At 48.8% G+C, this 22,124-nt stretch carries 12 protein-coding genes and 3 pseudogenes; 8 read left to right on the forward strand and 7 right to left on the reverse strand.

What is annotated here, in order from left to right:
- Nucleotides 1–27: 27 nt before the first annotated feature.
- From C5O23_RS09650 to C5O23_RS09670, 5 genes are all read right to left on the reverse strand, one after another.
- On the reverse strand, nt 28–1,626 hold the full coding sequence (locus tag C5O23_RS09650) for a xylulokinase (RefSeq protein WP_107032740.1): 1,599 nt from the start codon (nt 1,624–1,626) through the stop codon (nt 28–30).
- A 1-nt stretch (nt 1,627) separates the two neighbouring features.
- Nucleotides 1,628–3,157 carry an L-arabinose isomerase gene (gene araA / locus C5O23_RS09655; RefSeq protein WP_107032741.1) on the reverse strand — a complete coding sequence of 510 codons (1,530 nt, stop codon included), beginning with the start codon at nt 3,155–3,157 and terminating at the stop codon, nt 1,628–1,630.
- A gap of 68 nt (nt 3,158–3,225) precedes the next feature.
- Complete coding sequence (locus C5O23_RS09660) at nt 3,226–3,921, reverse strand: L-ribulose-5-phosphate 4-epimerase (protein ID WP_107032742.1); 696 nt, start codon at nt 3,919–3,921, stop codon at nt 3,226–3,228.
- Between the two features lie 62 nt (nt 3,922–3,983).
- Nucleotides 3,984–5,672, reverse strand: a complete 1,689-nt coding sequence (locus C5O23_RS09665) for a sodium:solute symporter (protein ID WP_107032743.1) — start codon at nt 5,670–5,672, stop codon at nt 3,984–3,986.
- 110 nt (nt 5,673–5,782) lie between these two features.
- Nucleotides 5,783–6,940 (reverse strand): aldose epimerase family protein, encoded by a 1,158-nt coding sequence (locus C5O23_RS09670; protein WP_107032744.1) that lies wholly within the window; start codon nt 6,938–6,940, stop codon nt 5,783–5,785.
- Nucleotides 6,941–7,293: 353 nt separating this feature from the next.
- On the opposite strand from C5O23_RS09670, the pseudogene C5O23_RS09675 reads away from it, so the two are divergent.
- Nucleotides 7,294–7,557 (forward strand): annotated as a pseudogene (locus tag C5O23_RS09675) (ABC transporter permease); the annotation flags it as partial.
- Between the two features lie 195 nt (nt 7,558–7,752).
- Nucleotides 7,753–8,583: a 4Fe-4S binding protein gene (locus C5O23_RS09680; protein WP_107032746.1), complete on the forward strand. Its 831-nt coding sequence runs from the start codon at nt 7,753–7,755 to the stop codon at nt 8,581–8,583.
- A gap of 31 nt (nt 8,584–8,614) precedes the next feature.
- Here C5O23_RS09680 and C5O23_RS09685 read toward each other — a convergent pair whose 3' ends face one another.
- Together C5O23_RS09685 and C5O23_RS09690 are read right to left on the reverse strand one after the other, a co-directional pair.
- Nucleotides 8,615–9,976, reverse strand: a complete 1,362-nt coding sequence (locus tag C5O23_RS09685; protein WP_107032757.1) for an MATE family efflux transporter — start codon at nt 9,974–9,976, stop codon at nt 8,615–8,617.
- Between the two features lie 173 nt (nt 9,977–10,149).
- Nucleotides 10,150–10,728: pseudogene (locus C5O23_RS09690) on the reverse strand (sugar O-acetyltransferase).
- Between C5O23_RS09690 and C5O23_RS14660 the strand changes: the two are divergent.
- The 6 genes and pseudogenes from C5O23_RS14660 to C5O23_RS09715 form a co-directional block, all read left to right on the forward strand.
- A pseudogene (locus tag C5O23_RS14660) lies at nt 10,715–10,855 on the forward strand (phage integrase SAM-like domain-containing protein); the annotation flags it as partial. The pseudogenes C5O23_RS09690 and C5O23_RS14660 overlap by 14 nt on opposite strands.
- A 155-nt stretch (nt 10,856–11,010) precedes the next feature.
- Nucleotides 11,011–14,949, forward strand: a complete 3,939-nt coding sequence (locus tag C5O23_RS09695; RefSeq protein ID WP_161553589.1) for a hybrid sensor histidine kinase/response regulator transcription factor — start codon at nt 11,011–11,013, stop codon at nt 14,947–14,949.
- Nucleotides 14,950–15,115: 166 nt separating this feature from the next.
- The gene (locus tag C5O23_RS09700) at nt 15,116–15,961 is read left to right on the forward strand and encodes a glycoside hydrolase family 16 protein (RefSeq protein ID WP_107032748.1); all 846 of its coding nucleotides are present in this window, start codon (nt 15,116–15,118) and stop codon (nt 15,959–15,961) included.
- A gap of 9 nt (nt 15,962–15,970) precedes the next feature.
- Nucleotides 15,971–19,162, forward strand: a complete 3,192-nt coding sequence (locus tag C5O23_RS09705) for a SusC/RagA family TonB-linked outer membrane protein (RefSeq protein WP_107032749.1) — start codon at nt 15,971–15,973, stop codon at nt 19,160–19,162.
- A gap of 14 nt (nt 19,163–19,176) precedes the next feature.
- On the forward strand, nt 19,177–20,844 hold the full coding sequence (locus tag C5O23_RS09710) for a SusD/RagB family nutrient-binding outer membrane lipoprotein (protein WP_107032750.1): 1,668 nt from the start codon (nt 19,177–19,179) through the stop codon (nt 20,842–20,844).
- Between the two features lie 20 nt (nt 20,845–20,864).
- Nucleotides 20,865–22,121, forward strand: a complete 1,257-nt coding sequence (locus C5O23_RS09715; RefSeq protein ID WP_107032751.1) for a hypothetical protein — start codon at nt 20,865–20,867, stop codon at nt 22,119–22,121.
- Nucleotides 22,122–22,124: the final 3 nt, after the last annotated feature.

The raw sequence follows: 22,124 nt of genomic DNA on the forward strand, positions 1-22,124 counted from the left end.
AGTTTTGACAGTTCTTGTGGAGCCGGATTATCGTTTGGCTTCGCAGGCCGCATGTTCAATGGCCAGACCTTGTCTGTATGTTTCGATGTAGCGGTTGAAGCCTTCGACATCGGCCGGATCAGGGGCGATTTCAGAGCCCGCATCACCGAGAAACACCCGGTCGTTGAGGAAGCCTGCAAGCGACAGCCCTTTGTCATTGTTGACAAGATACGATGCAAGAAGCGCTATGCCCCATGCGCCGCCTTCGCCGGCAGTCTCCATTACGGAGATCGGAGAATTGAGCGCCGCTGCGAGTATTCTTTGGCCTACGCCTTTGGTCTTGAACAGACCGCCGTGTCCGGTGATACGGTCTACTTCTACTTTCTCTTCGTTGAAAAGGATGTCATTTCCGATTTTAAGCACAGCCACGGATGCGTAGAGGTTTGCGCGCATGAAATTGGCGAGGTTGAATCTGTCGGCGGCTGAACGGACGAAAAGCGGGCGTCCTTCGGTCAGGCCGGTCACAGGTTCGCCGGAATAGTAGTTGTAGGAAAGCAGTCCGCCGCAGTCGGGGTCTCCGCTAAGGGCATTTTCATAGAGTTTGCCGAACACCTCGTTCATGTCAACGGGCACTCCGAGCAGTTGCTGGTATTCTTTGAAAAGGCTGACCCAGGCATTTAGATCGGATGTGCAGTTGTTGCAGTGGACCATCGCGACGAGGCTTCCGTCAGGTGTGGTCACCATGTCGATCATCTCATAGGGCTTGGAGAGATCTTTCTCAAGAACGATCATTGAGAATGACGAGGTTCCGGCAGACACGTTGCCGGTGCGCTGCAACACGGCGTTGGTTGCTACCATGCCGGTTCCCGCATCGCCTTCCGGCGGGCAGAATGGTGCGCCCGGCTGCAGATGGCCCGACACGTCAAGCCTTCTGGCGCCTTCAGGCGTGAGCTTTCCGGCATCCTGTCCGGCCGAAAGCACTTCAGGAAGTATATCGGTCAGAGTCCAGGGGTAGGCTTTGTCTTTGATGAGCGAGTCGAATTTGCCGACCATTTCAGCCGAATAGTTTCCGGTGGAGGGATCTATGGGTATCATGCCTGAGGCATCGCCTACGCCAAGCACTTTCCTGCCGGTCAGTTTCCAGTGGATATAGCCTGCGAGAGTGGTCAGATAGTCGATATCTTTCACATGTTCCTCTCCGTTGAGTATAGCCTGATATAGGTGAGAGATGCTCCATCTGAGAGGGATGTTGTAGACAAAGAGTTCCGACAGCCGGGCTGCGGCAGGTCCGGTGTTGGTGTTGCGCCAGGTCCGGAAGGGCACGAGTATTTCGCCGTCGGCTCCGAATGGCATATAGCCGTGCATCATGGCGCTGACACCGATTGCTGCAAGATGTTCGATCTCTATATCGAAATCTTTGCGCACATTTGCGCGCAGGTCGGCATAGGCGTCCTGCAGGCCATACCAGATAGCTTCTGTGCTGTAGGTCCACAGGCCGTCGGCGAGCTGGTTTTCCCATTCATGACAGCCTTGGGCTATCGGCTTGTTCTCTCCGTCGATCAGTACGGCTTTGATTCGGGTGGATCCCAGTTCGATTCCGAGGATCGCCTTGCCCTGTTCGATTGTTGTTTTCGGATCAAGTTGCATTTTATCTGTTGAGCATGTAATAGACATCGTTGATGCGCATCTCACGCTTGAAATTCTCGATGGTTGTGTCCTTGTCGATGTGAAGCATTTCGATGCCGGCCATTTCGGCATAGTCTGCCCAGTATTCGGGAGTGACACCGTAGGCGAAACATGAGTGGTGGGTGCCTCCGGCGAGAATCCATGCTGCGGCTCCGGTGGCGAAGTCGGGCATCGGTTTCCAGAGAGCCGATGCTACGGGCAGTTTGGGAAGAGGTTTTGATTTCAGACATTCGACATCGTTGACAATCAGGCGGAAACGGTTGCCCATGTCAATGACAGTGGCTGTGACGCCGGGCCCCGGTTTTGAGGTGAATACCAGACGTGCGGTCAGAGCCTTGCGGATGCCGATGCCGAGGAAATGCACTTCAAGACGAGGCTTACGCTCTGCTATGAGAGGGCAGATTTCAAGCATATGTGCCTGGAGTATAGAGCTTTCATTGCCATCGAAGTTGAGAGTGTAGTCTTCAAGGAAGGAGCACCCGCCGGATAGACCCTGGTTCATAACCCACAGGGTGCGGTAGAGGGCTGCTGATTTCCAGTCGCCTTCGGCTCCGAAGCCGTAGCCTTCAGCCATCAGTCGCTGTGATGCGAGGCCGGGTATCTGGTCAAAGCCTTCGAAGTGCGGATCATTTATGTCATCAGTGCCGAGATCGTCAAAGTTGGTAGTGAATGCCTTGGCTCCTTTGTCCTGGAGGCAGGCACGGATTGCGAGTTCGGCGCGGGCGGCATTCCAGACCGATTTGTGTTCAGGAGTTGTGGCGTCAGCGATTTTCGGGTCAAAATCATAGGAGGCGAGGTAGGTATCGAAGAGAGCCTTGGTTTCCTCTTCGGTGACTTTCTTGTGATATTCCATCAGTTCGCTGACGGGACAGTAGTCCACGTGGTAGCCCAACTGCATTTCGGCGGCAACCTTGTCACCGTCAGTGACAGCCACGTTGTTCATCTGGTCGCCGAAGCGGATGACTCTCATGTCCTGTGCATCGGCCCATGCCGCGGCCACTCGTGACCAGACGGCTATGCGTTCCTGGATGGCCTTGTCTTTCCAATAGCCTACAACTACTTTGCGGCGGATGTTCAGACGGGCGCAGATGTGGCCGAATTCGCGGTCGCCGTGGGCGCTCTGGTTGAGGTTCATGAAGTCCATGTCCATAGTCTCCCAGGGGATTTCGGCATTGTACTGTGTGTGGAAATGGAGCAGCGGCTTGCGGAGTTGCTGCAGGCCGTGAATCCACATTTTGGCCGGTGAGAATGTGTGCATCCAGGTGATCACACCGACGCAGCGTGAGTCGTTGTTAGCCGCTTTCATGATCTCTTCCACTTCGCGTGAAGAGTTGGCTGTGCCTTTATAGACCACTTTCATCGGTATCACGCCGGAGGCGTTGAGACCATCGACCATTTCTTTTGAGTGTGCGTCGACTTTTACGACTGCGTCGCCGCCGTATAAGAGCTGTGCTCCGGTGATCCACCAGAGTTCGTTGTTTTCAAATGCCATATAAGTTTGTTTTTTTCTGTCTGTGTTATCTGTATTATTTGAATTGCAAGAATTCGTCTTGCAGTTTTTCAATCCTGTTTGCCCTGTCCGTAATATGCACCGGGGCCGTGCTTGCGGTTGTAGTGCTTCTCGATGAGGAGCGGATTCATGGTCAGCGCCGGATTGATGGTGCGGGCTATGAATGCCATTTTGGCGACCTGTTCGAGCACAACTGCGTTATGGACTGCATCGGCCGGATCTTTGCCCCAGGTAAAAGGTCCGTGGTTTTTTACCAGAACTGCCGGTGTGGCCGTCGGGTCGATGTCGGCGAAGCGTCTGACGATGACGTTGCCGGTTTCCAGTTCATAGTCACCTCTGACTTCTTCGGCTGTCATGTCGGCCGTGCAGGGGATGTCTTTGTGGAAATAGTCGGCATGAGTGGTGCCTATGTTGGGTATGTCAAGGCCGGCCTGTGACCAGGCGGTGGCATAGGTGGAGTGAGTGTGGACAACTCCGCCGATAGCCGGAAAAGCCCGGTAGAGAGCGAGATGGGTGGGAGTGTCAGAAGATGGGCGCAGCTTGCCTTCTACGATATTTCCTTCAAGGTCAACCACTACCATATCGTCAGCGGTCATTTTGTCATAGTCGAGCCCGCTCGGCTTGATTGCGATGAGCCCTTTTTCACGGTCTATGCCTGAGACATTGCCCCAGGTGTAGATGACGAGTCCTTGCTTTACCAGTTCGAGATTGGCGTGAAAGACTTTTTCTTTAAGTTCCTGTAACATTTATGAGACGAGTATAGTTTAATATAAACAATCATTCGGCTGGTCAGGTTCAGTCCGCCAGATTACCAGAAGTAATAATAGAAAGCGGCTGTGATGCCGAGAATGATGACGGTGTGGATTACATCCCAGTGGTTCCAGCTTGCGCGGGTTGCGGCCCGCTGTTCCGGAGTTGAGGTGCCGAACACAAGTCCGCGTATCTTTTCCTGGTCAGGCGCTTTGGTTAAGAGGCTGACAATTATCACAACCAGGAGGCAGAACACCAGCATCCATCCGCAGAAGAAGAGCCAGTTGGTGTCGTAGAACAGGTATTGGAAGAGGCTGCTGTCGCTGCCGGGCACTACGGTCGCATTGCTGTAATAGATTTTGGCTCCGAGTCGGGTCAGGCCGATGACGAGACCGGCGATAAGTCCCCACATGCCGCCTTGGGCTGACGCGCGTTTCCAGCAGATGCCCATGAGGAATGCTGCTGCGATGCCGGGGGCGAGCACTGACTGCACGTCCTGAAGATAGAGATATAGCACATCGCCTACGGAGCGCATGACCGGTATCCAGAGAATGCCGAGAGCCACGATGACAACTGTGGCGGCCTGGCCGATGCGCACGAGTTTTTTCGGGTCGGTTTTCGGACGGAAGCGCTGATAGAAGTCGATGGTGAACAGAGCGGCTGAGGAGTTGAAGAGAGATGCGAGTGATGACATAAGTGCAGCGAGAATGCCGCATACAATCAGGCCTTTCACACCGGCCGGAAGCAGTTTGGCCACAAGGGTGGGGAAGGCGGCGTCAGAGTTTGGGAGTCCGTTTTCAGTCAGCGGAAGGAAGTCGCCGAGATTCTGATGGAGTGCGAAGGCGATCATGCCGGGAATGAGAAAGAGGAAGACCGGGAGCAGTTTGAGGTAGGCACCGAAGATTGTGCCTCGGCGGGCTTCACGCTCGTTTTTGCCTGAGAGCACGCGCTGCACTATGAACTGGTCGGTACACCAGTACCAGAAACCGATAACCGCTGAGCCGATAAGGGCGCCGAGCCAGGGATATTGCGGATCGCGGTTGTCGCGTATGAGGTTAGTCATGGTGTCACCGTATTGGTTGACTTCCACCGAGGAACAGATTTCCATCATCTTGTCCCATCCGCCGAGTTCCTTAAGGCCGAGCACGAGGATGATCATTGATCCGAGCAGCAGGATCGGAGTCTGGAGCACGGAGGTGTAGAGCACAGATTTCATGCCGCCGAAGATGGTGTAGAGGGCAGTGATCACGACAAGGCCGATGGCAGCGATCCAGAAAAAGTCTATGCCCCATAGGGTGTCGATGCCGAACACTTGCTGGAATACGAGTCCGCCGGCATAAACCGTCACTGCGACTTTAGTCAGCACGTAGCTGATCAGAGAGATCAGCGAGAGAATGGTTCGGGAGGCCGAGTTGTAGCGGCGTTCAAGAAATTCAGGCATCGTTATGACCATAGAGCGGGAATAGAACGGCACGAAGACCCATCCGAGCAGAAGGATCATCCAGCCCTGGATTTCCCAATGGGCCATTGCCATGCCGCTTGATGCTCCTGATCCGGCCAGGCCTATAAGATGTTCCGATCCGATGTTAGAGGCGAAAATCGAAGCGCCGATGGCAATCCAGGTTGCGTCTTTGCCGCCAAGGAAGTAGTCTTCGGCATTGTTTTGTTTCTGCCGCATCACCCATACGATGATGCCGATGAGCGCTATGAAGAATATAGCGATGACAATCCAGTCTAATAGAGCCATGATTTAATTGATGATTTTTTTAGTGTCAGATTCTGAGTTATAAGAGATTGTTTTTAAACAACATTTAAATATAGTAATGGTATAAATATAGTAATAGTATATGTGTAGAATTACTTTTCAATTCCGAAACGGAACACGCAATGGCTACTGTACGTCTCGCCGGGTCTGAGAATCACAGACGGCCATTGAGGTTTGTTCGGGCTGTCGGGGTAGTGCTGTGATTCAAGGCATATGGCAGCCCTTTTGTTGTAGACTTTGCCGTTTTTGCCTTTGACGGAGCCGTCAAGAAAGTTGCCGGAGTAGACTTGAATACCCGGTTCGTCGGTGAACACATCAAGTCTGATACCTGTTGAAGGGGCGTAGAGGCTGGCGGCGATAATGCTGTCGTTGCCGTTTGTGGTCAGTACCCAGTTATGGTCATAGCCCATACCGTTTGAGATCTGTTCGAAGTCTGTTTCATCAATTTTTTCGCCGATGGCACGCGGGGTGGTGAAATCCATCGGAGTGTCTTTGACAGAAGCTATCTCGCCGGTGGTCATGAATGTTGAGTCGACAGGAGTGTAGTCCGCAGCGTTGATGTAGAGCAGATGGTCTGTGATCGCTTTGTCAGGGTCTCCGCTGAGGTTGAAATAGGAGTGGTTGGTCATGTTGATGACAGTCGGGCGGTCGGTGACAGCGCTGTAGGCTATGTCAAGTGCATTGTCAGGGGTGAGAGTGTAGCAGACTGTCGCTTTCACGTTACCTGGAAAATTGTTGTCACCGTCAGGAGAGTCCATTTCGAGCACGAGAGTGCTGTCATTTGCTGCAATGACGTCATATACCTGATATTGCCATCCTGCTGGACCGCCATGCAGGCAGTGGCCGAAGTTGTTCTGAGGCAGTCTGATGCTGTCGCCGTCAATCACCATTCTTCCCTGATTGATGCGGTTGGCGTAGCGGCCTATCGCAGCTCCGAAGTCAGTCTGATTGTTTTCCGGGAGATATGAGGCGATGCTGTCGAATCCCAGCACGACATCTGTCGGGGTTCCGTCTCTGTCAGGCACAGTCAGCGAGACGATGCGTCCTCCGAAATTGGTGATGCAGACTTCCATGCCGGAATTATTTTTCAGGGTATAAAGTCCGGTAGTCTTGCCGTTGACGGTGGTCACGAAGTTGTCAGGGTCAAGTCCGGATTCTGTAAGATCCGATGTTTTTTTGTTTTCTCCACATGATGTCAGAGTCAAGGCTGCACCGGCAACGATGAATGCTGTGAGATATGTAAATTTCATAAGGTTTGGTTTTAGTTTGTAAAATTAGATTTTTTGCAATAACTTTCAAGCGATCGGTTATATGTTTTGCAGCATATTCACGGCGCAATTTTATAAGGTATGTTAAAACGTTCACGGCATGGCAAAAATACGAAAATGGCAGCAGTCCGATGTGTCATTATGGCTCATATTTATGCACAATATGTTTCGGCCACAATGCCACCGCGTTGCTCCCCTACTGCGCGAACACATCTGCATGACGCTTGAGCGCCCCGGCGTTAACAAATATTGGTGAACAGGGCCTTAGCCGTGTGGATGTCCGATAAGAGCCGGTTCGTGGATTTTTTTTGCCTGTTGGTTTAATATTTGACGGAGTTGGAGCCCGTGGCATCGACATCCTCTCGCAGTTCCTGATCGAGGCCGTCATCATAAGCGTGACCGGCGGTGTCATAGGCATATTGGTCGGAGTGCTTGCCTCCTGGCTTGTCACGGTCATAGCCCACTGGCCGGTGTATATTCAGATGTATTCGGTCGGACTTTCATTTGCCGTGTGTACGATCACCGGGGTCTTCTTCGGCTGGTATCCGGCAGAGAAGGCGTCGAATCTCGACCCGATAGAGGCAATACGTTATGAATAATCCATATTGCTCATACTTTCAACAAACACATAATATATAACAAAGAAGATTAGTTTATAAGCAGAAAAGATGTTAAGTGTTTAACAATGCGTCCGCTAAGATGTGGATCCTGGCGGACGTTTTTTCATTGTAAATGCGTATATTTGCAGTCTCGGCCCTATCGGTTGCCGGTATCACATAATATTGCTTCTTGAAATGGAATTACACAATATCGTTTTTTCGCCTACAGAAACATCTCTGAAAATAGCCCGTTCGGTTGCGGACGGCATCAGCGGAACGGCTGCGGCAGGCAGTATTCTCCACAATCTTACTCTTGGGCTTCAGCCTGGCAGCATCAGCCTAAGGCGGTCTGATCTGGCCGTAATCGCAGCACCTGTCTATGGCGGCAGGATGGCTCCGATGGCAAAGGAAAGAATGAAACACATTGTTGCAGATTCAACTCCGTGTGTGCTGATCGCAGTTTATGGCAACCGGGCTTTTGAGAACGCGCTTTCAGATATGGCAGAATTTGTTTCCGGTCTTGGCTTTGTGCCGGTTGCGGCCGGAGCCTTTGTCGGGGAGCATTCCTATTCGCGCCCTGACACCCCGATTGCTGTCGGACGTCCGGACCGGGCAGATCTTGATGAAGCATTCGGATTCGGCAAGGCTGTTGGCGAGACTTTGAAATGCGAAAGTCTGAGGCCGGTGGATGTGGCGGTGCTGCATGACGAACCGTTGCCGGAAGAGTCTTTGGCTAATTTCAGGGCGTTTGTGAAAGTTTACTCCGAAGGACAGAAAGTGAATCCTGTCAGGCTTGTTCCGCTTATAGATCCGATGCTTTGCAGCGGGTGTGGGAAATGTGTCTCTGTATGTCCGGCTGATGCAGTCAGTGATGACTGCCGTTCGTCAGATCCGGCAAAGTGCATAAAATGCTGTGCCTGTGTCAAGGGTTGCCCGTCCGGAGCGCGAAGTCTTTCATCGCCGTTTGCGCCGGTGCTTTCAGCAAACTTCAGCAGGCGCAAATCCCCGCAATGGACAGTCGGATAATAGAATAAATTCTTTTGTTTTCCTGCAATTTCTATGACTGTGCTCCGGGCCGGAGTCTGTTGTACAGATAATACGCGGAAATGCACAGGCTTGTCATGATCTCTGAAACAGAGAGAGCCATCCATATGCCGTTTATGCCTAATAGCTTCGGAACAAGAATAAAGGACGGAACAAGGAATATGACACCTCTCAGCAGAGCGAAAATTATTGCCGGGAGCGCTTTTTCGATACTTTGGAAGTAGCCTATTGCCGTCAGATTGAAAATGAAGAAAACAAATGCTGTAGAGTAGACCGGGAAGCCGGCTATTGCAATCGAGGCAGCTTCAGAATGGATGTCAAGAAAGAGGCCTACCATAAGTTCCGGCAGCAGACTGAAAGAAGCGGTGACTACCCCACCACATATCAGGGCGGTGATGATGGCAAGTTTTTCAGTAGATACCACTCTTGAACGCTCTCCGAGTCCGTAGTTATAGCTGATGATCGGTTGTGCTGACTGTGCGATGGCATTACCGATCATGAATGCGAACGGACAGTAGTAGCAGGCAATGCTGAAGGCTCCGACGCCGTCATTGCCTATATAGCGCATGAATCCCAGATTGCCCATCAGCATCAGAACGCCCATAGTAGCTTCGCCAAGTAGTGCTGAAATACCGATCTTGCACTGGTAACCTATGTTGCGGAGAGTCAGCCGCAGGCTGGTCAGGCTGATTTTCAATTTAGCCGGTCTGAGATCGGATGCGAGAAACACAAGATAGACAAGTACCATGACGCCGCCTGTCATGCAGCTGAGAAATGTGGCGAGTGCCGCACCGCGGACTCCCATGTCAAGCGGAAAGATAAACAGATAGTCGAGGATCACATTCAGCAGGCCGGGCAGGACGTTGCACCACATGGCATATTTCGGCGAACCGTCAAGTCTGACAATAAAAAGGCCTATCGCACACCAGATCTGAAACACACACGTGGCAAATATCCAGGGCATATAGTCCAGGACAAGCTGCATAAGCGATTCGGAGCTACCTAAAAGCAGCGCGGTGTGACGGGGAGATGACAGAGTGGCGATAAGAAACAGCCCTGCGAGGACGGTTGCGACAAGGAGGGCCTGGGTGATGTTCAGTCTTGCGGCTTTGATGTTGCCAGCGGCAAGATGGAGTGAGGAAACAACAGACGCTCCTACGCCAAGCATCAGTCCGATGCCCATCATCACCATTGTCGGCGAAATGCAGATGTTGACGGCAGCCAGTGCGTCGCTCCCACATCCGCGTCCTACGAATATACCGTCCGTTGCGGTCACCGCACAAAGTGCGAGCATTCCAAGCAGCGTAGGCACAAGATAGATTCTGAAGAGGGTGGGGATATGTACATTACCCAGATCAATAGCATCACGTTTCATAAGATAGAAAAAAGGGGTTATGACTAATGTGAACATAAAAATTGCTGAATAAGAATCGAGGTTTTACCCGGTCATCTTATCCAGCATTATCATAATGCCCTCCGATGAGGATTACAAAACGCATCTTCAGATCAGCAATGCAAAGGTACGAATTTTTTGTCAGAACATGATGCTTAAGGTTGCTGTTCGTCTATTTTCCTGATGACGCGGCATGGATTACCTACGGCTACAGAACCGGCCGTGATGTCTTTTGTCACTACACTTCCGGCTCCGATCACGCAGTTGTCACCTATGGTCACTCCCGGCAGTACCGTGACAGATGCTCCGATCCATACGTTGTTGCCGACGGTTATCGGCCGGGCATATTCCAGACCTTTGTTTCTTTCAACCGGGTCAATCGGATGACCGGCGGTGTGGAATCCGCGGTTCGGGGCTATGAAGACATTGTCGCCGAATGTCACCTTGGCTCCGTCAAGGATGACGAGGTTGAAATTGGCGTAGAAGTTTTTGCCTACACTTATGTTGTAGCCATAGTCGCAGAAGAAGGGCTGTTCGATCAGGATTGAGTCTTCCACATGGCCGAGAATGCGGCGCAACAGGCGCTCGCGGCCTATGGTGTCTTTTGGACGCAGGTCATTATAGTCACGGCAAAGTTCCTTGCATTAGAGACGCTCGGCAATGAGCGACGGATCATAATTGGCATCATATATCATGCCGGCAAGCATTTTTTCTTTTTCTAAGTTGTCGGACATTCCGTTTACGGCTATCGACCGTTCCTTCATAGACAAGTATGACATCTACCTGCGTACACAGCGCCGACTCGCCACCTCCGCCGTGGACTTTCATACCACACGGCTGAAGATGATAGTGTCGGAGGCAACTCGTCTGTTTTTGCTATTATGCTATTATTAAAGTTTTTGAGTTGTAAATCCTCTAATGTCGAGAAATTTAGCTAACTTTGCAGTATTATGGGTGATTATACGCCAACTTCGCTAAAGAGCACTAAGAACGGGCTGTTTATTACAGTGGTTGTCATGGTTTTTCTGTTTCTTGCACAGAAAGGCTATGGAAGTCAGCATGTAATTTCAGAAGTTCTGCGTATTGACAACTCGACGGGGCTCAGTAGTCAGAAGGTGTATTCGCTTGCTGAAGATGCGTCAGGAGCTATCTGGATAAGTACCAAGTCGGGGGTTGACAGGTATAATGGTAGGATTCTTAAGAATTACTCTCTTGAAGGCGATTCGTTCTATGGCGATAGAGCTGGTCGTATAATTCAGCTGTATCTCAATGAGGGCGATTTGTATGCCTACGAAAGTACAGGCAAAATTCACAAATATACGCCCGTATATGATTCGTTTATTTTGACGAGCAATCTTTCCGACCTAAGTCATAGCGATGTTGTGCTCAACAAAATGCTGGTGAGCAGTGACAACAGTATATTGTATGCAACCAATGACGGCCTGTTTAAATACGTGTCAGATAAGGACTATCGCCCCATACTGCCCGGCGCGGCTGTCAACGACATCATTATTGCAAAAGGTTATTTGTTTGCAGCAACCTCTTCGGGACTTAAAATCATGCGTGACGACCATGCGGTCAAAGATGTTGGTCTGCTGAAAGATACCAAAATACAGAGCCTGTATTTCGATGAGGAAAACGATGCCCTATATATCGGAGCTTTCAACAAGGGCTTATATAAACTTGATTTGTCGGATTTCAGTGTTGCCCAAATCCATGCTACAAACAGCCTGTTGCATAAGCCGATACGTTCTATTGTCAAACTTAGCCCGGAAAGGCTTGCCATAGGTATTGACGGCAGCGGTGTCCTGGCTTATAATGTAAAGGCCAACTCTCTGGCCACGTTTGTCAACACGGAACTCGCCCCGGAGTTTTCATTTACCGGCAACGGCATATATGCACTGTTGAATGACGGCCACGGCAATCTGTGGATTGGCAGTTATACCGGAGGGGTGACAATGGTGAGTCTGTCGCAGTCGCCCATACAGATAATTACACATATAAAAGACAATCCCAACTCTCTTGTCAACAACAATGTGAATTATATCATAGAGTCGACAGACGGAAATATATGGTATGCAACTGACCGCGGAATAAGCATTTACAATCCCCGTACCGGAATTTGGAAAAATTCATTATCCGGAATAGTCGTTGTATCGCTGTGTGAGGACGGCAACGGAAATGTACTGGCCGGTTGTTATGGCGACGGCGTATACCGTATGGATTTGTCGGGAAACATCAAGGGGCACTGGACACAAAGCGATGGAGCCTTGTCATCGAACTATATCTTCGCAATACAGACTGATTGTCATGGCAAGATATGGGTCGGCTCTCCTCACGGCTGCCTCGTAGCCCTTAATAGCGACGGCTCGTTATATCATAGGTTTGAGATAGACGGCGTTATGTCAATCAGTGTCGTTGACGAGAAGCGTATAGGTGTCGCTACCGGCAACGGATTTTATATCATCGATGCCGACACGAACAGCTATAACTGGTACGCCAATTTTCAAGAGCAGTCAGAGCACGACGTAAGTGCATATATAATCCCGATGATGTTCACAAAAGGTACCACAGTATGGCTTGGAACCGAAGGTGGTGGTCTTAACCTGTATGATTATAAGAACAGGAAAATCATACGTGAGATAAAAATGTCAGACGGATTGCCCTCAAATGATATATACGGTCTTGTGCATGATGACAAGGGACGCCTTTGGGCAAGTACAGGCAACGGCCTCGCAATCATAGGCGATTCAACAGTTTCCAGTCTTAACTTTATCAACGGAATTGCCAGAGAATATAACAAGTCCTCGATTTTAAGGACATCTAACGGTGATTTGATTTTCGGCAGTACGGCAGGCGCAGTCAGGCTGTCGCCCGACAAAATCAGTGTAGCTGAATACTCCGCACCATTGAGAATATCCCGATTCACTATTGACGGCATCAGCGAAGAGGAGTCTGCCAAGATTATACCGGAGCTTTTTGAGATGCTGCAAAACCGGAATATAGTGCTCAGTGCCAGTCATAACTCGTTTGATGTTGATTTTGAGGCAATAAACATAGACTATCGCAATGACATCGCTTATCAGTATATCCTTGAAGGGTATGACCACGATTGGAGCGAAATGACCATGAACGGTACCGCCCGCTTCCGGAATGTGCCGCCGGGCAATTATACCCTAAAAATAAAAGCGTTGCGTAAAAGCGACGGACGAGTCATAGATGAAACCTCTATTGACATCACTGTCGAAGAACCGTGGTGGAATACAATATGGGCCAGAATATGCTATCTGGCTATAATAGTCTTTATTATATATTTTATAATTAGGTATAAATGGTATCAATTGCGAAAAGAGCATGACGAAGACAAAATCAGATTTTTCATCAATACAGCCCACGATATCCGCACTCCATTGTCATTGGTCATGTCGCCCATTGAAGAGCTGAAGACACAGGACGGCCTTTCCGAAAAGGCTAAATATCTGCTCGATGTGGCGGGCGCAAATATACGAAAGCTTAATGCTGTCACCGCTCAGCTGCTCGATTTTGAAAAGATTGATTCGAGAAAAGCAAAGGTCAACATCGAGCCGATCAATCTTAATTATCTATTGTCGGAGGAACTGAGTTGTTTCAATAATGTTGGTGAAAAACGCGGCATCACGCTTCACCTGCAAGTTCCCGATGAGCAGGTAGTGGTTTCAGCTGACAGACATCTGCTTGAACTCATGCTTGATAACCTCATGTCGAATGCCTGCAAATATACCAATCAAGGTGGCAAAGTGGAGGTGTCACTAACCGCAAACAAGTCAAAGGCTGTCATCAGGATTACCGACAATGGTATAGGCATACCTGAGAAAGAGCAGAAAAACATATTCACAAATGTCTATAGAGCCGAGAATGCGAGAGCGTCACAAGAAACAGGCAACGGTTTCGGTCTGCTTCAGGTCAAGCGTATAGTGGAAATGCTCAACGGCAACATAGGCTTTACATCTAAAGAGAATGCAGGAACCACTTTTACAATCTCATTCAAGCGTATCTATGACGAGCCTGTCATTCACTGGAATCCGAATAATCTGAATGAGGCTTTGAATGAAATACGCATACCTTCTCCCGTAGTATCCGCTGTTTCTGAGAGTAAGGATGAGACATTGTTGATTGTCGAGGACAACGATGATCTCAGGAATTATCTGACGGCAACATTCTCGGTTGAATATAATGTCGTGTCAACTATTTCGGCTGAGGATGCCCTAAGATTCCTTGAGAATCACTATCCGGATATTATCATCTCAGACGTAATGATGCCCGGAATACAGGGTGACGAGCTGTGCAGCATGATAAAGAACAACCCTGACACCGCCGACATTCCGGTCATTTTACTTACTGCGAAAACCACTCATGACGCGATTGTGAACGGCATTGAAAAAGGAGCCGATGACTATATCGCCAAGCCGTTCAGCCTTGACATCCTCAAAAGCAAGGTCAGAGGTATGCTCCACAACCGCAAGCGTATCCGTGAATATCTTATGAGGCTTGCATTGATGAGAGCCGAGGGTGACGTAGTCGAAGTGAAGACAATCCCACAAATCGTCGAGGAACCGACACTGACCGAAGGCAATCGGACAAGCGAAATGCTGGCATCTGACAAGGCATTTGTTGATAAGGCTGTTGATATAATTATCGCAAATATATCAAACACCGAGTTTGACATTGAATATCTATGCCGAGAGATGGCAATGAGCCGAACACTGTTCTTCGGTCGTCTGAAGTCATTGACCGGGAAAGCTCCTCAGGAATTTATAAGAATCCTGAAACTTGAACGAGCCGCTGAGTTACTTAAGCAAAAGACACCTGTAACAGAAGTGGCTGTGATGACAGGCTTTGCTAATTCTAAGTATTTCAGCACTATCTTTAAGAAACACTTCGGGGTGTCTCCAAGTAAATTTTGTGAACAGAATTGAACGAGGTTAAACGTGTTTATGTCTGATTTTCTGAATAATAGCATAATATATCAGAAAACAAACCTCAAAATGTCAGTAATCAAACCTTGATAATAACGAACGGTGGTAATTTTGCAAAACCCATATAAGGTCTATGTGGGAGTAAATATACCAACCAATCAATATCATGGTCTTTTTCAATATCAAACATTTGTTCATCTCTGCGTTCGCAGTAGCGACTTTAATAGGGTGTGGCGACTCGGAAGATGAACCGACACCGACACCGCCAGTAGTTGAACCTGTCGATGATGTGGTGTTCTTTGACGATTTTGATTCATTCAATTCCGCTTACTGGTCAAAAGAGACACACGAAGCCGGATGGACAAATCAAGAGTTACAATCCTATAGTACCAGTCAGGTCAAAGTCGGCAAGGACGAAGGTAAGACTGTACTAATTCTTACAGCCAAGCGCACCGGCAACAAGGTGGTGTCCGGTCGCGTGAACACCAAGAACAAGAAGTATTTCAAGTATGGAAAGGTTGAGGCAAGTATAAAACTGCCTGAGACCGCAAATGGTCTGTGGCCCGCATTTTGGATGATGGGCAACAATAAGCAGGAGTGGCCTGCCTGTGGTGAAATAGATATAATGGAGATGGGAGATGCCCAAGGTATCGCCAACGGGACAAGTACCACGCGAGTAAATACCGCGCTCCATTATGGCCCTGATGTTGCCGCACATGAACAGCAATATTTCGCCGGAGATACCGGTTCAAATTTGCAAGACGGCAAATATCACACATATACGCTTACTTGGAATGAAAATAAGATTGATGTTTCTGTAGATGATGTCAAATTTCATAGTTTTGACATTACTGGTAATCCATATTTTCAAAATGACTTTTATATTCTGTTTAACCTTGCTGTTGGCGGATCATTCACCGGTATCTATGACATCGAAGGCATTACAGCCTTAAAAGATGGTCAGACGGCATCGATGTATATAGACTGGATTAAAGTAACTAAAATAAACTAATCAATACACATGAAACAGAGAACTTTAACAACCAAGCTCCTGTGCGGTTTCCTGCTTGTCGGTGCGGTATCCTTTGCTATGCCGCTTCAGTCGTATGCAGAACCCAGCGCAGCTGCGGCAACGCCATCTCAGAAGATAAAGGTGACTGGTGTCGTTGAAGATGCTGAAGGCCCCGTTATCGGTGCCTCAGTAATTGAGAAAGGAACCAGCAATGGAACAGTTACCGATCTTGACGGTAACTTTACGCTGATGGTATCACCGGGTGCTACCCTAAAAATCAGCTATGTCGGCAGTGAGCCTGTTGAGGTCAAGGCTACAGAGGCGCCAATGAAAATCACGCTGGAGCAGAGTTCGCAAATGCTCAGCGAAGTGGTGGTCACTGCTCTTGGAATCAAGCGCGACCGAAAGGCACTCGGTTACGGTCTTGACGAAGTAAAAGGTGATGCCTTTGAAAAAGCCAAAGAAACTAACGTCATCAACTCTATGGCAGGTCGTGTGGCCGGTCTCGTTGTAAGCCAGACCGCAGGTGGTCCTTCCGGATCAACCCGCGTAATTCTGCGTGGTAGTACTGAAATGACCGGTAATAACCAGCCATTATATGTTGTCGATGGTGTACCTCTTGACAATACAAACTTCGGCAGCGCAGGAACATCAGGCGGATACGACCTTGGTGACGGCATCTCAAGCATCAATCCAGATGATATAGAAAGTATGTCGGTACTTAAAGGTCCGGCCGCTTCCGCTCTCTACGGTAGCCGTGCCAGCCACGGTGTAATTCTCATCACCACCAAGAAAGCCGGTAAAGAAAAATATTCGATAGAGTATAATGGAACACTGACATTTGACAAACAGCTCTCTAAATGGGATAACGTACAGCAGATCTATGGTATGGGCAGCAACGGCACATACAGTATCGACGCAGTTTCAAATACCAATAAGAGCTGGGGACCGAAAGCAGACGGAAGCAACGTCCTTCGCTACTTTGACGGCGTGGAGCGTCCATATCTTATAATACCTGACAATACCTCCGGATTCTTCAGAACCGGTCTTACCGCAAACAACACGGTTACAGTCTCATCCAATTCAGGCAATACAGGCATTCGTTTCACACTGACCGATATGCGCAACAAGGATATTGTCCCCAAGACTCACATGAGCCGTGACATTTTCAATCTGCGTGCCAATACATCTATGGGGAAGGTTGACCTCGACTTTACCGTAAACTATACCCACGAAAATGTAAAGAATCGTCCTGCTCTTGGCGACAGTAAGTCTAACGTCGGCAAGAACCTAATGACCCTTGCAACCACCTACGACCAGCGTTGGTTGCGCACATATCAGGATGCTAACGGAGAGTATTCCAACTGGAACGGTATGGACCCCTATAATGTAAACCCCTATTGGGACGTCTACAAGAATTCCAATGATTCAAAGAAGGACCTGTTTCGTTTACACGCATCTGCTATTTATAATGTAACATCACACCTCAAAATCAAAGGAACAGCGGGAGCTGAACTCAACTGGTTTAATTTCAATGATTTCAAGGCTCCGACAACTCCCGGCTATGAGTCAGGTTACTTACAGCAGAGCCAGTTCAAAAACCAGATGTATAACTTTGAACTCATAGCGACCTATAACAACCGCTGGGGTGACTTTGACTTCACAGGAACTGCCGGTGGAAACATCTATAAGGTCGATAACCGTACAAATATAACCACAGCCCAAGAAATGCAGATTATGGATGTGGTTGCCCTTATGAGCTTCAACGAAACAAGCCTTCAGGAAAACAGCTACCGCAAGCAGATTAACTCGCTGTTCGCGGCTGTCAATCTCGGATGGAAAAACCTGTTATATCTTGACGCTACTATCCGTGGTGATAAATCGTCGACTCTGCCGACTGGAAATAACACCTATATTTACCCCTCGGTGTCGGGTAGCTTTGTGTTCTCTGAACTGATCAAGCGTGGTGACATTCTGCCATACGGTAAAGTTCGCCTGTCATTCGCACAGGTTGGTAGTGATACAGATCCCTATCAGTTAGGACTGGTATATACAAAATCAAAATTCACATATCCCGGTTACACCATCGGCTTTATTGACAATACCACTATCCCCAATAAGAACCTCAAACCTACCCGGACCAACTCATTTGAAGTGGGTTTTGAAACAAAGTTCCTCAACAACCGTATCGGTCTTGACTTCACATATTACAATCAGATAAGTAAAGACCAGATTATGGGCATGGCAAGTAGCTGGGCCACAGGATACCCCTATCGTCTTATCAATGCCGGTGAAATCCAAAACCAAGGTATCGAAATCGCACTTAACACACGTCCCATTATCATAGGCGATTTCTCTTGGGATTTGGGTATCAACTTCTCTAAGAACAACAATAAAGTGCGTAAGCTTGTAGACGGCATGGATATGTTTGAACTTGAAAAGGCTTCATGGCTTGATGTCCAGGTCGCTGCAAAGGTTGGTGAGAACTTCGGTTCTATCGTAGGCCCCGATTTCCAGAGAAACGAAAACGGAGATATTCTTATTGACCCAGCAACCGGTTTGCCGATGTACGACAAGAGCAATCACGTTCTTGGAAATGCATCTTGGGACTGGACAGGTGGTCTGAGCACAACATTCCATTACAAGAATTTCGGGCTTACCGCACTTTTTGATGTAAAGGTTGGAGCTGATCTGTATTCTATGTCGGCACGTGCTGCTCACGAATCAGGCAAAAGCCTTGCAACACTGGCCGGACGAGAAGAATGGTATAAGTCGGAAGAAGAGCGTCAGGCAGCAGGTATTGCAAAAGGTGCCTCGACATGGACTCCAACCGGAGGTTTTGTCGCACCCGGTGTGATTGACAACGGCGACGGCACTTATCGTCCCAATGACATAAAGGTCAACCCCGAAGACTATTGGATGAGTGTTTGCCGCAATGCCCCTTCGATGTTCATCTATGACAACTCATACATAAAGTGTCGTGAAATCACACTTACCTATCAATTCCCGAAGAAATGGCTCGGTAAGGTAGTGCAGGATATGTCTATTTCATTTGTGACACGAAACCCGTTCATCGTATGGAAGAACATTCCCGACATCGATCCTGATTCTAACTACAACAACACAACCGGTATGGGACTTGAATATGGTTCGCTGCCTTCACGCAAGAGCTATGGTTTCAACCTGTATGTTAAATTCTAAACGTAAGATTACCAATGAAACTACATAAGATATTCACTCCTGTTTTAGCGGCTCTTGCGCTCATTGCAGGTTCATGTAGCGACAGCTACATGGAGGATCTGAACACAGACCCTTCAAAAGCCGACGGCATTGACCCCAATGCCCAGCTGACCACAGCCCAGCTCCAGACCTACGGCGATCTGGGTATGGTGGAAATCTACCGCAACTACCATTATGCTTTCTCTCAGATGCTGATGGGTTGCTGGAATACGACCAACTATGGCGGCCGCCACACAATCGACAATAACGAAATGTGCCGCATCTGGACTTCGCTATATCCCAACGCTATAAAGAACCTTACTGACGGCATTCATAACAGTGAGGAAGAAGGTCTGACAAACGTAAATGCCGCTCTGCGCATCTATCGCGTCTATATGATGTCCCTTATTACCGATGTGTATGGCGATGCGCCTTTCAGCGAAGCAGGTCTTGGGTATATTGCCGAGAAATTCAACCCTCGATACGACACTCAGGAAGAAATCTACGCAGCTTTCTTCAATGAACTCACCGATGCCTGCGGCGCTCTGTCATTGTCAGGCGATAAGATTACAGGCGATGTAATCTACAACGGAGATGTCAACAAGTGGAAAAAACTTGCCAACAGTCTCCGCCTCCGATTTGCCATGCGTATATCCGATGTCGATCCTGACAAGGCTAAACAGGAATTTGAAGAGGCACTGATGGCTGACGGCGGCGTCTTTACAAGTGCTTCTGATGACGCTCTCATTAAGTATATGGAAGTATCGTTCAGCTTTGGTCAGGATACATATTCCGACTATCGTGGCAATGCCCTTTCCAAACTACTGTTCGGTAATGACCCGGCAAACAACCCGAGCTATCTCTGTTCTACATTCTTCAATCAGATGTATAACAGCGGCGACCCTCGCACATTTATCTTTGCCCGATTCTACTATGACGGTCTGATGAGCCTTACAAGCCCCGATAACCGCATTGACCTTACTGAGGAAATTCTTTCAAAAGGTATTCCGATGAATCCGAGAGATCCGGGTGCTTACTCATGGGAACCGTGGCCGGCAGGCTATGACAGCGATATCATGAAAGAGATTGCTGAGAACAATCCTTCAGTCGAAGTAAGTATGACGCGCGAAACCGAGCCCAAGCTTGCCAACAACTTCCTTAAGAGTGATAATCCGGGCGTCGTTATGACCTACGCCGAGGTAAACTTCCTTATGGCTGAGGCCGCCCTTAAAGAAGGCTGGGCAGTCGCCGGCAGTGCTGACGGCTACTACAAAACTGGTGTACGTGCGTCAATGGACTTCCTTACTGACAACTACGGCTGCCGTAAGATTACTGATGAGGAATTCTCTACTTTCATTGCCAACAACGGTATCGGTTACACCAACGAGCAGCGTAAGGCAGCAATTAATACTCAGGCATGGATTCTGCACTTCACCAATCCCTCCGAGGCATGGGCAAACGTGCGCCGTTCAGGTTATCCCCGACTTAAATCTCCGGCTGAATACGGTTTCGGCCAGTTCCTCACCGGAGGACAGGAAATCCCCGTTCGCCTTTGCTATCCGGTTCTTGAATCATCGTATAATAAGACCGGCTATGATGAAGCTTTGGACCGTATGGGCGGAAGCAATAGCTGGTACATACCCATGTGGTGGGACGTTGACTAATAACATAAAAAGAAACTACAATGAATTTCATATATAAGACAATTTTGACTTTGCTGCCGGTAAGCGTCATGCTTGCATCATGCAGCAGCGACGATCCGTTCTCTGTAGCAGGTCCGGATGACGAGCCCCATATTCTGGCACCGACTTTCCCTGACCGAAATAATGGTCAGCTGCCCGTAGTAGCCAACATCAGCCGCGATGCAAATTTCGCCATGGAACTTACCGTGACACCGGCCGACTATGTTGATGTGATATGGTATATCGACGGAGAGCAGACTGCAACCGGAAAGGCTATTGATATGCCTCTCCCCGCAGGTACATACGAGATGAAGGTTGTTGTCACAACCACTCAGGGTAAATCAACTTCACGCGAAGGCATCATCAATGTCAATCCGCTGGATAGTGATCCTTGGGCTTCGGAAGTCTCATTTGAACGCATTGTCGCTCCCGGACAGAACGCGGTACTTTATGGCCGCAATCTCAGCTCGGTGAAATCAATCACTCTCGGTGATTCTGAACCGATTCCTGTTGTCTATTCTACCGAAGACGGCAATGATGTACTCACCTATACCGTTCCCGCAAATGTCGTCAATGGTACTTGCAGACTGGAACTCATTGATGCCGAGGGTATGAACTACGGCGCAAATAAAGTGACTGTGAGCTCTTCCGCTCTCATTACTTCAGGTACAGACCGTATTACTTCTGGCGCTACAACAACGCTTACAGGTATCAATCTCGACAGAGTGGCTTCTCTTGAAATCGGAGGAACCAAGATTTCTGATTTTACCGAAAAAACTTCAACTGCAATCAGCTTCTCTGCCCCGGCTCTCGAAGATGGAGAGTATCCGATGTCGGGCGTTATGAATGATGGTGCCGAAGTTCAGTTCTACAAGAACGGTCAGGTTGAGACCGCCACAACAGTGGTTCTGTCATCTCAGCAGACCTTGTGGTCAGGACACCACTATGTTTCGTGGGATCTTCCCGATGACAGCCCCAACAAGACCTTCAACCTTATCGGCATGGATGTTTTTGCGGGTATCAAACCGGGTGCTGTAATGTCAATTCATTATTCGATAGAACCTACCGCCGAATACCATCAGCTTCGCACAACTACCGTATGGTGGAACGACCTTCCCGGCACAGGAACGATTGAATTCTCAACTGACGGTGTCGCAGAAATCACGCTGACAAAAGAGGCTCTTGACATGATTCAGGAGCAGTCCGGATTCATCTGCGTCGGTCATGGTTACTATGTAGATCTCGTAACACTTCGCTGATAT

Origin of the sequence: Duncaniella muris, assembly GCF_003024805.1 — a bacterium.
Lineage (GTDB): Bacteria > Bacteroidota > Bacteroidia > Bacteroidales > Muribaculaceae > Duncaniella > Duncaniella muris.

What these genes read in the sequence shown, in the direction of transcription:
- araA (WP_107032741.1), bottom strand. Translation starts at nt 3,157, where the DNA reads ATGGCATTTGAAAACAACGAACTCTGGTGGATCACCGGAGCACAGCTC.
- C5O23_RS09695 (WP_161553589.1), top strand. Translation starts at nt 11,011, where the DNA reads ATGGTTTTTCTGTTTCTTGCACAGAAAGGCTATGGAAGTCAGCATGTA.
- C5O23_RS09685 (WP_107032757.1), bottom strand. Translation starts at nt 9,976, where the DNA reads ATGAAACGTGATGCTATTGATCTGGGTAATGTACATATCCCCACCCTC.
- C5O23_RS09700 (WP_107032748.1), top strand. Translation starts at nt 15,116, where the DNA reads ATGGTCTTTTTCAATATCAAACATTTGTTCATCTCTGCGTTCGCAGTA.
- C5O23_RS09665 (WP_107032743.1), bottom strand. Translation starts at nt 5,672, where the DNA reads ATGGCTCTATTAGACTGGATTGTCATCGCTATATTCTTCATAGCGCTC.
- C5O23_RS09710 (WP_107032750.1), top strand. Translation starts at nt 19,177, where the DNA reads ATGAAACTACATAAGATATTCACTCCTGTTTTAGCGGCTCTTGCGCTC.
- C5O23_RS09670 (WP_107032744.1), bottom strand. Translation starts at nt 6,940, where the DNA reads ATGAAATTTACATATCTCACAGCATTCATCGTTGCCGGTGCAGCCTTG.
- C5O23_RS09715 (WP_107032751.1), top strand. Translation starts at nt 20,865, where the DNA reads ATGAATTTCATATATAAGACAATTTTGACTTTGCTGCCGGTAAGCGTC.
- C5O23_RS09705 (WP_107032749.1), top strand. Translation starts at nt 15,971, where the DNA reads ATGAAACAGAGAACTTTAACAACCAAGCTCCTGTGCGGTTTCCTGCTT.
- C5O23_RS09660 (WP_107032742.1), bottom strand. Translation starts at nt 3,921, where the DNA reads ATGTTACAGGAACTTAAAGAAAAAGTCTTTCACGCCAATCTCGAACTG.
- C5O23_RS09680 (WP_107032746.1), top strand. Translation starts at nt 7,753, where the DNA reads ATGGAATTACACAATATCGTTTTTTCGCCTACAGAAACATCTCTGAAA.
- C5O23_RS09650 (WP_107032740.1), bottom strand. Translation starts at nt 1,626, where the DNA reads ATGCAACTTGATCCGAAAACAACAATCGAACAGGGCAAGGCGATCCTC.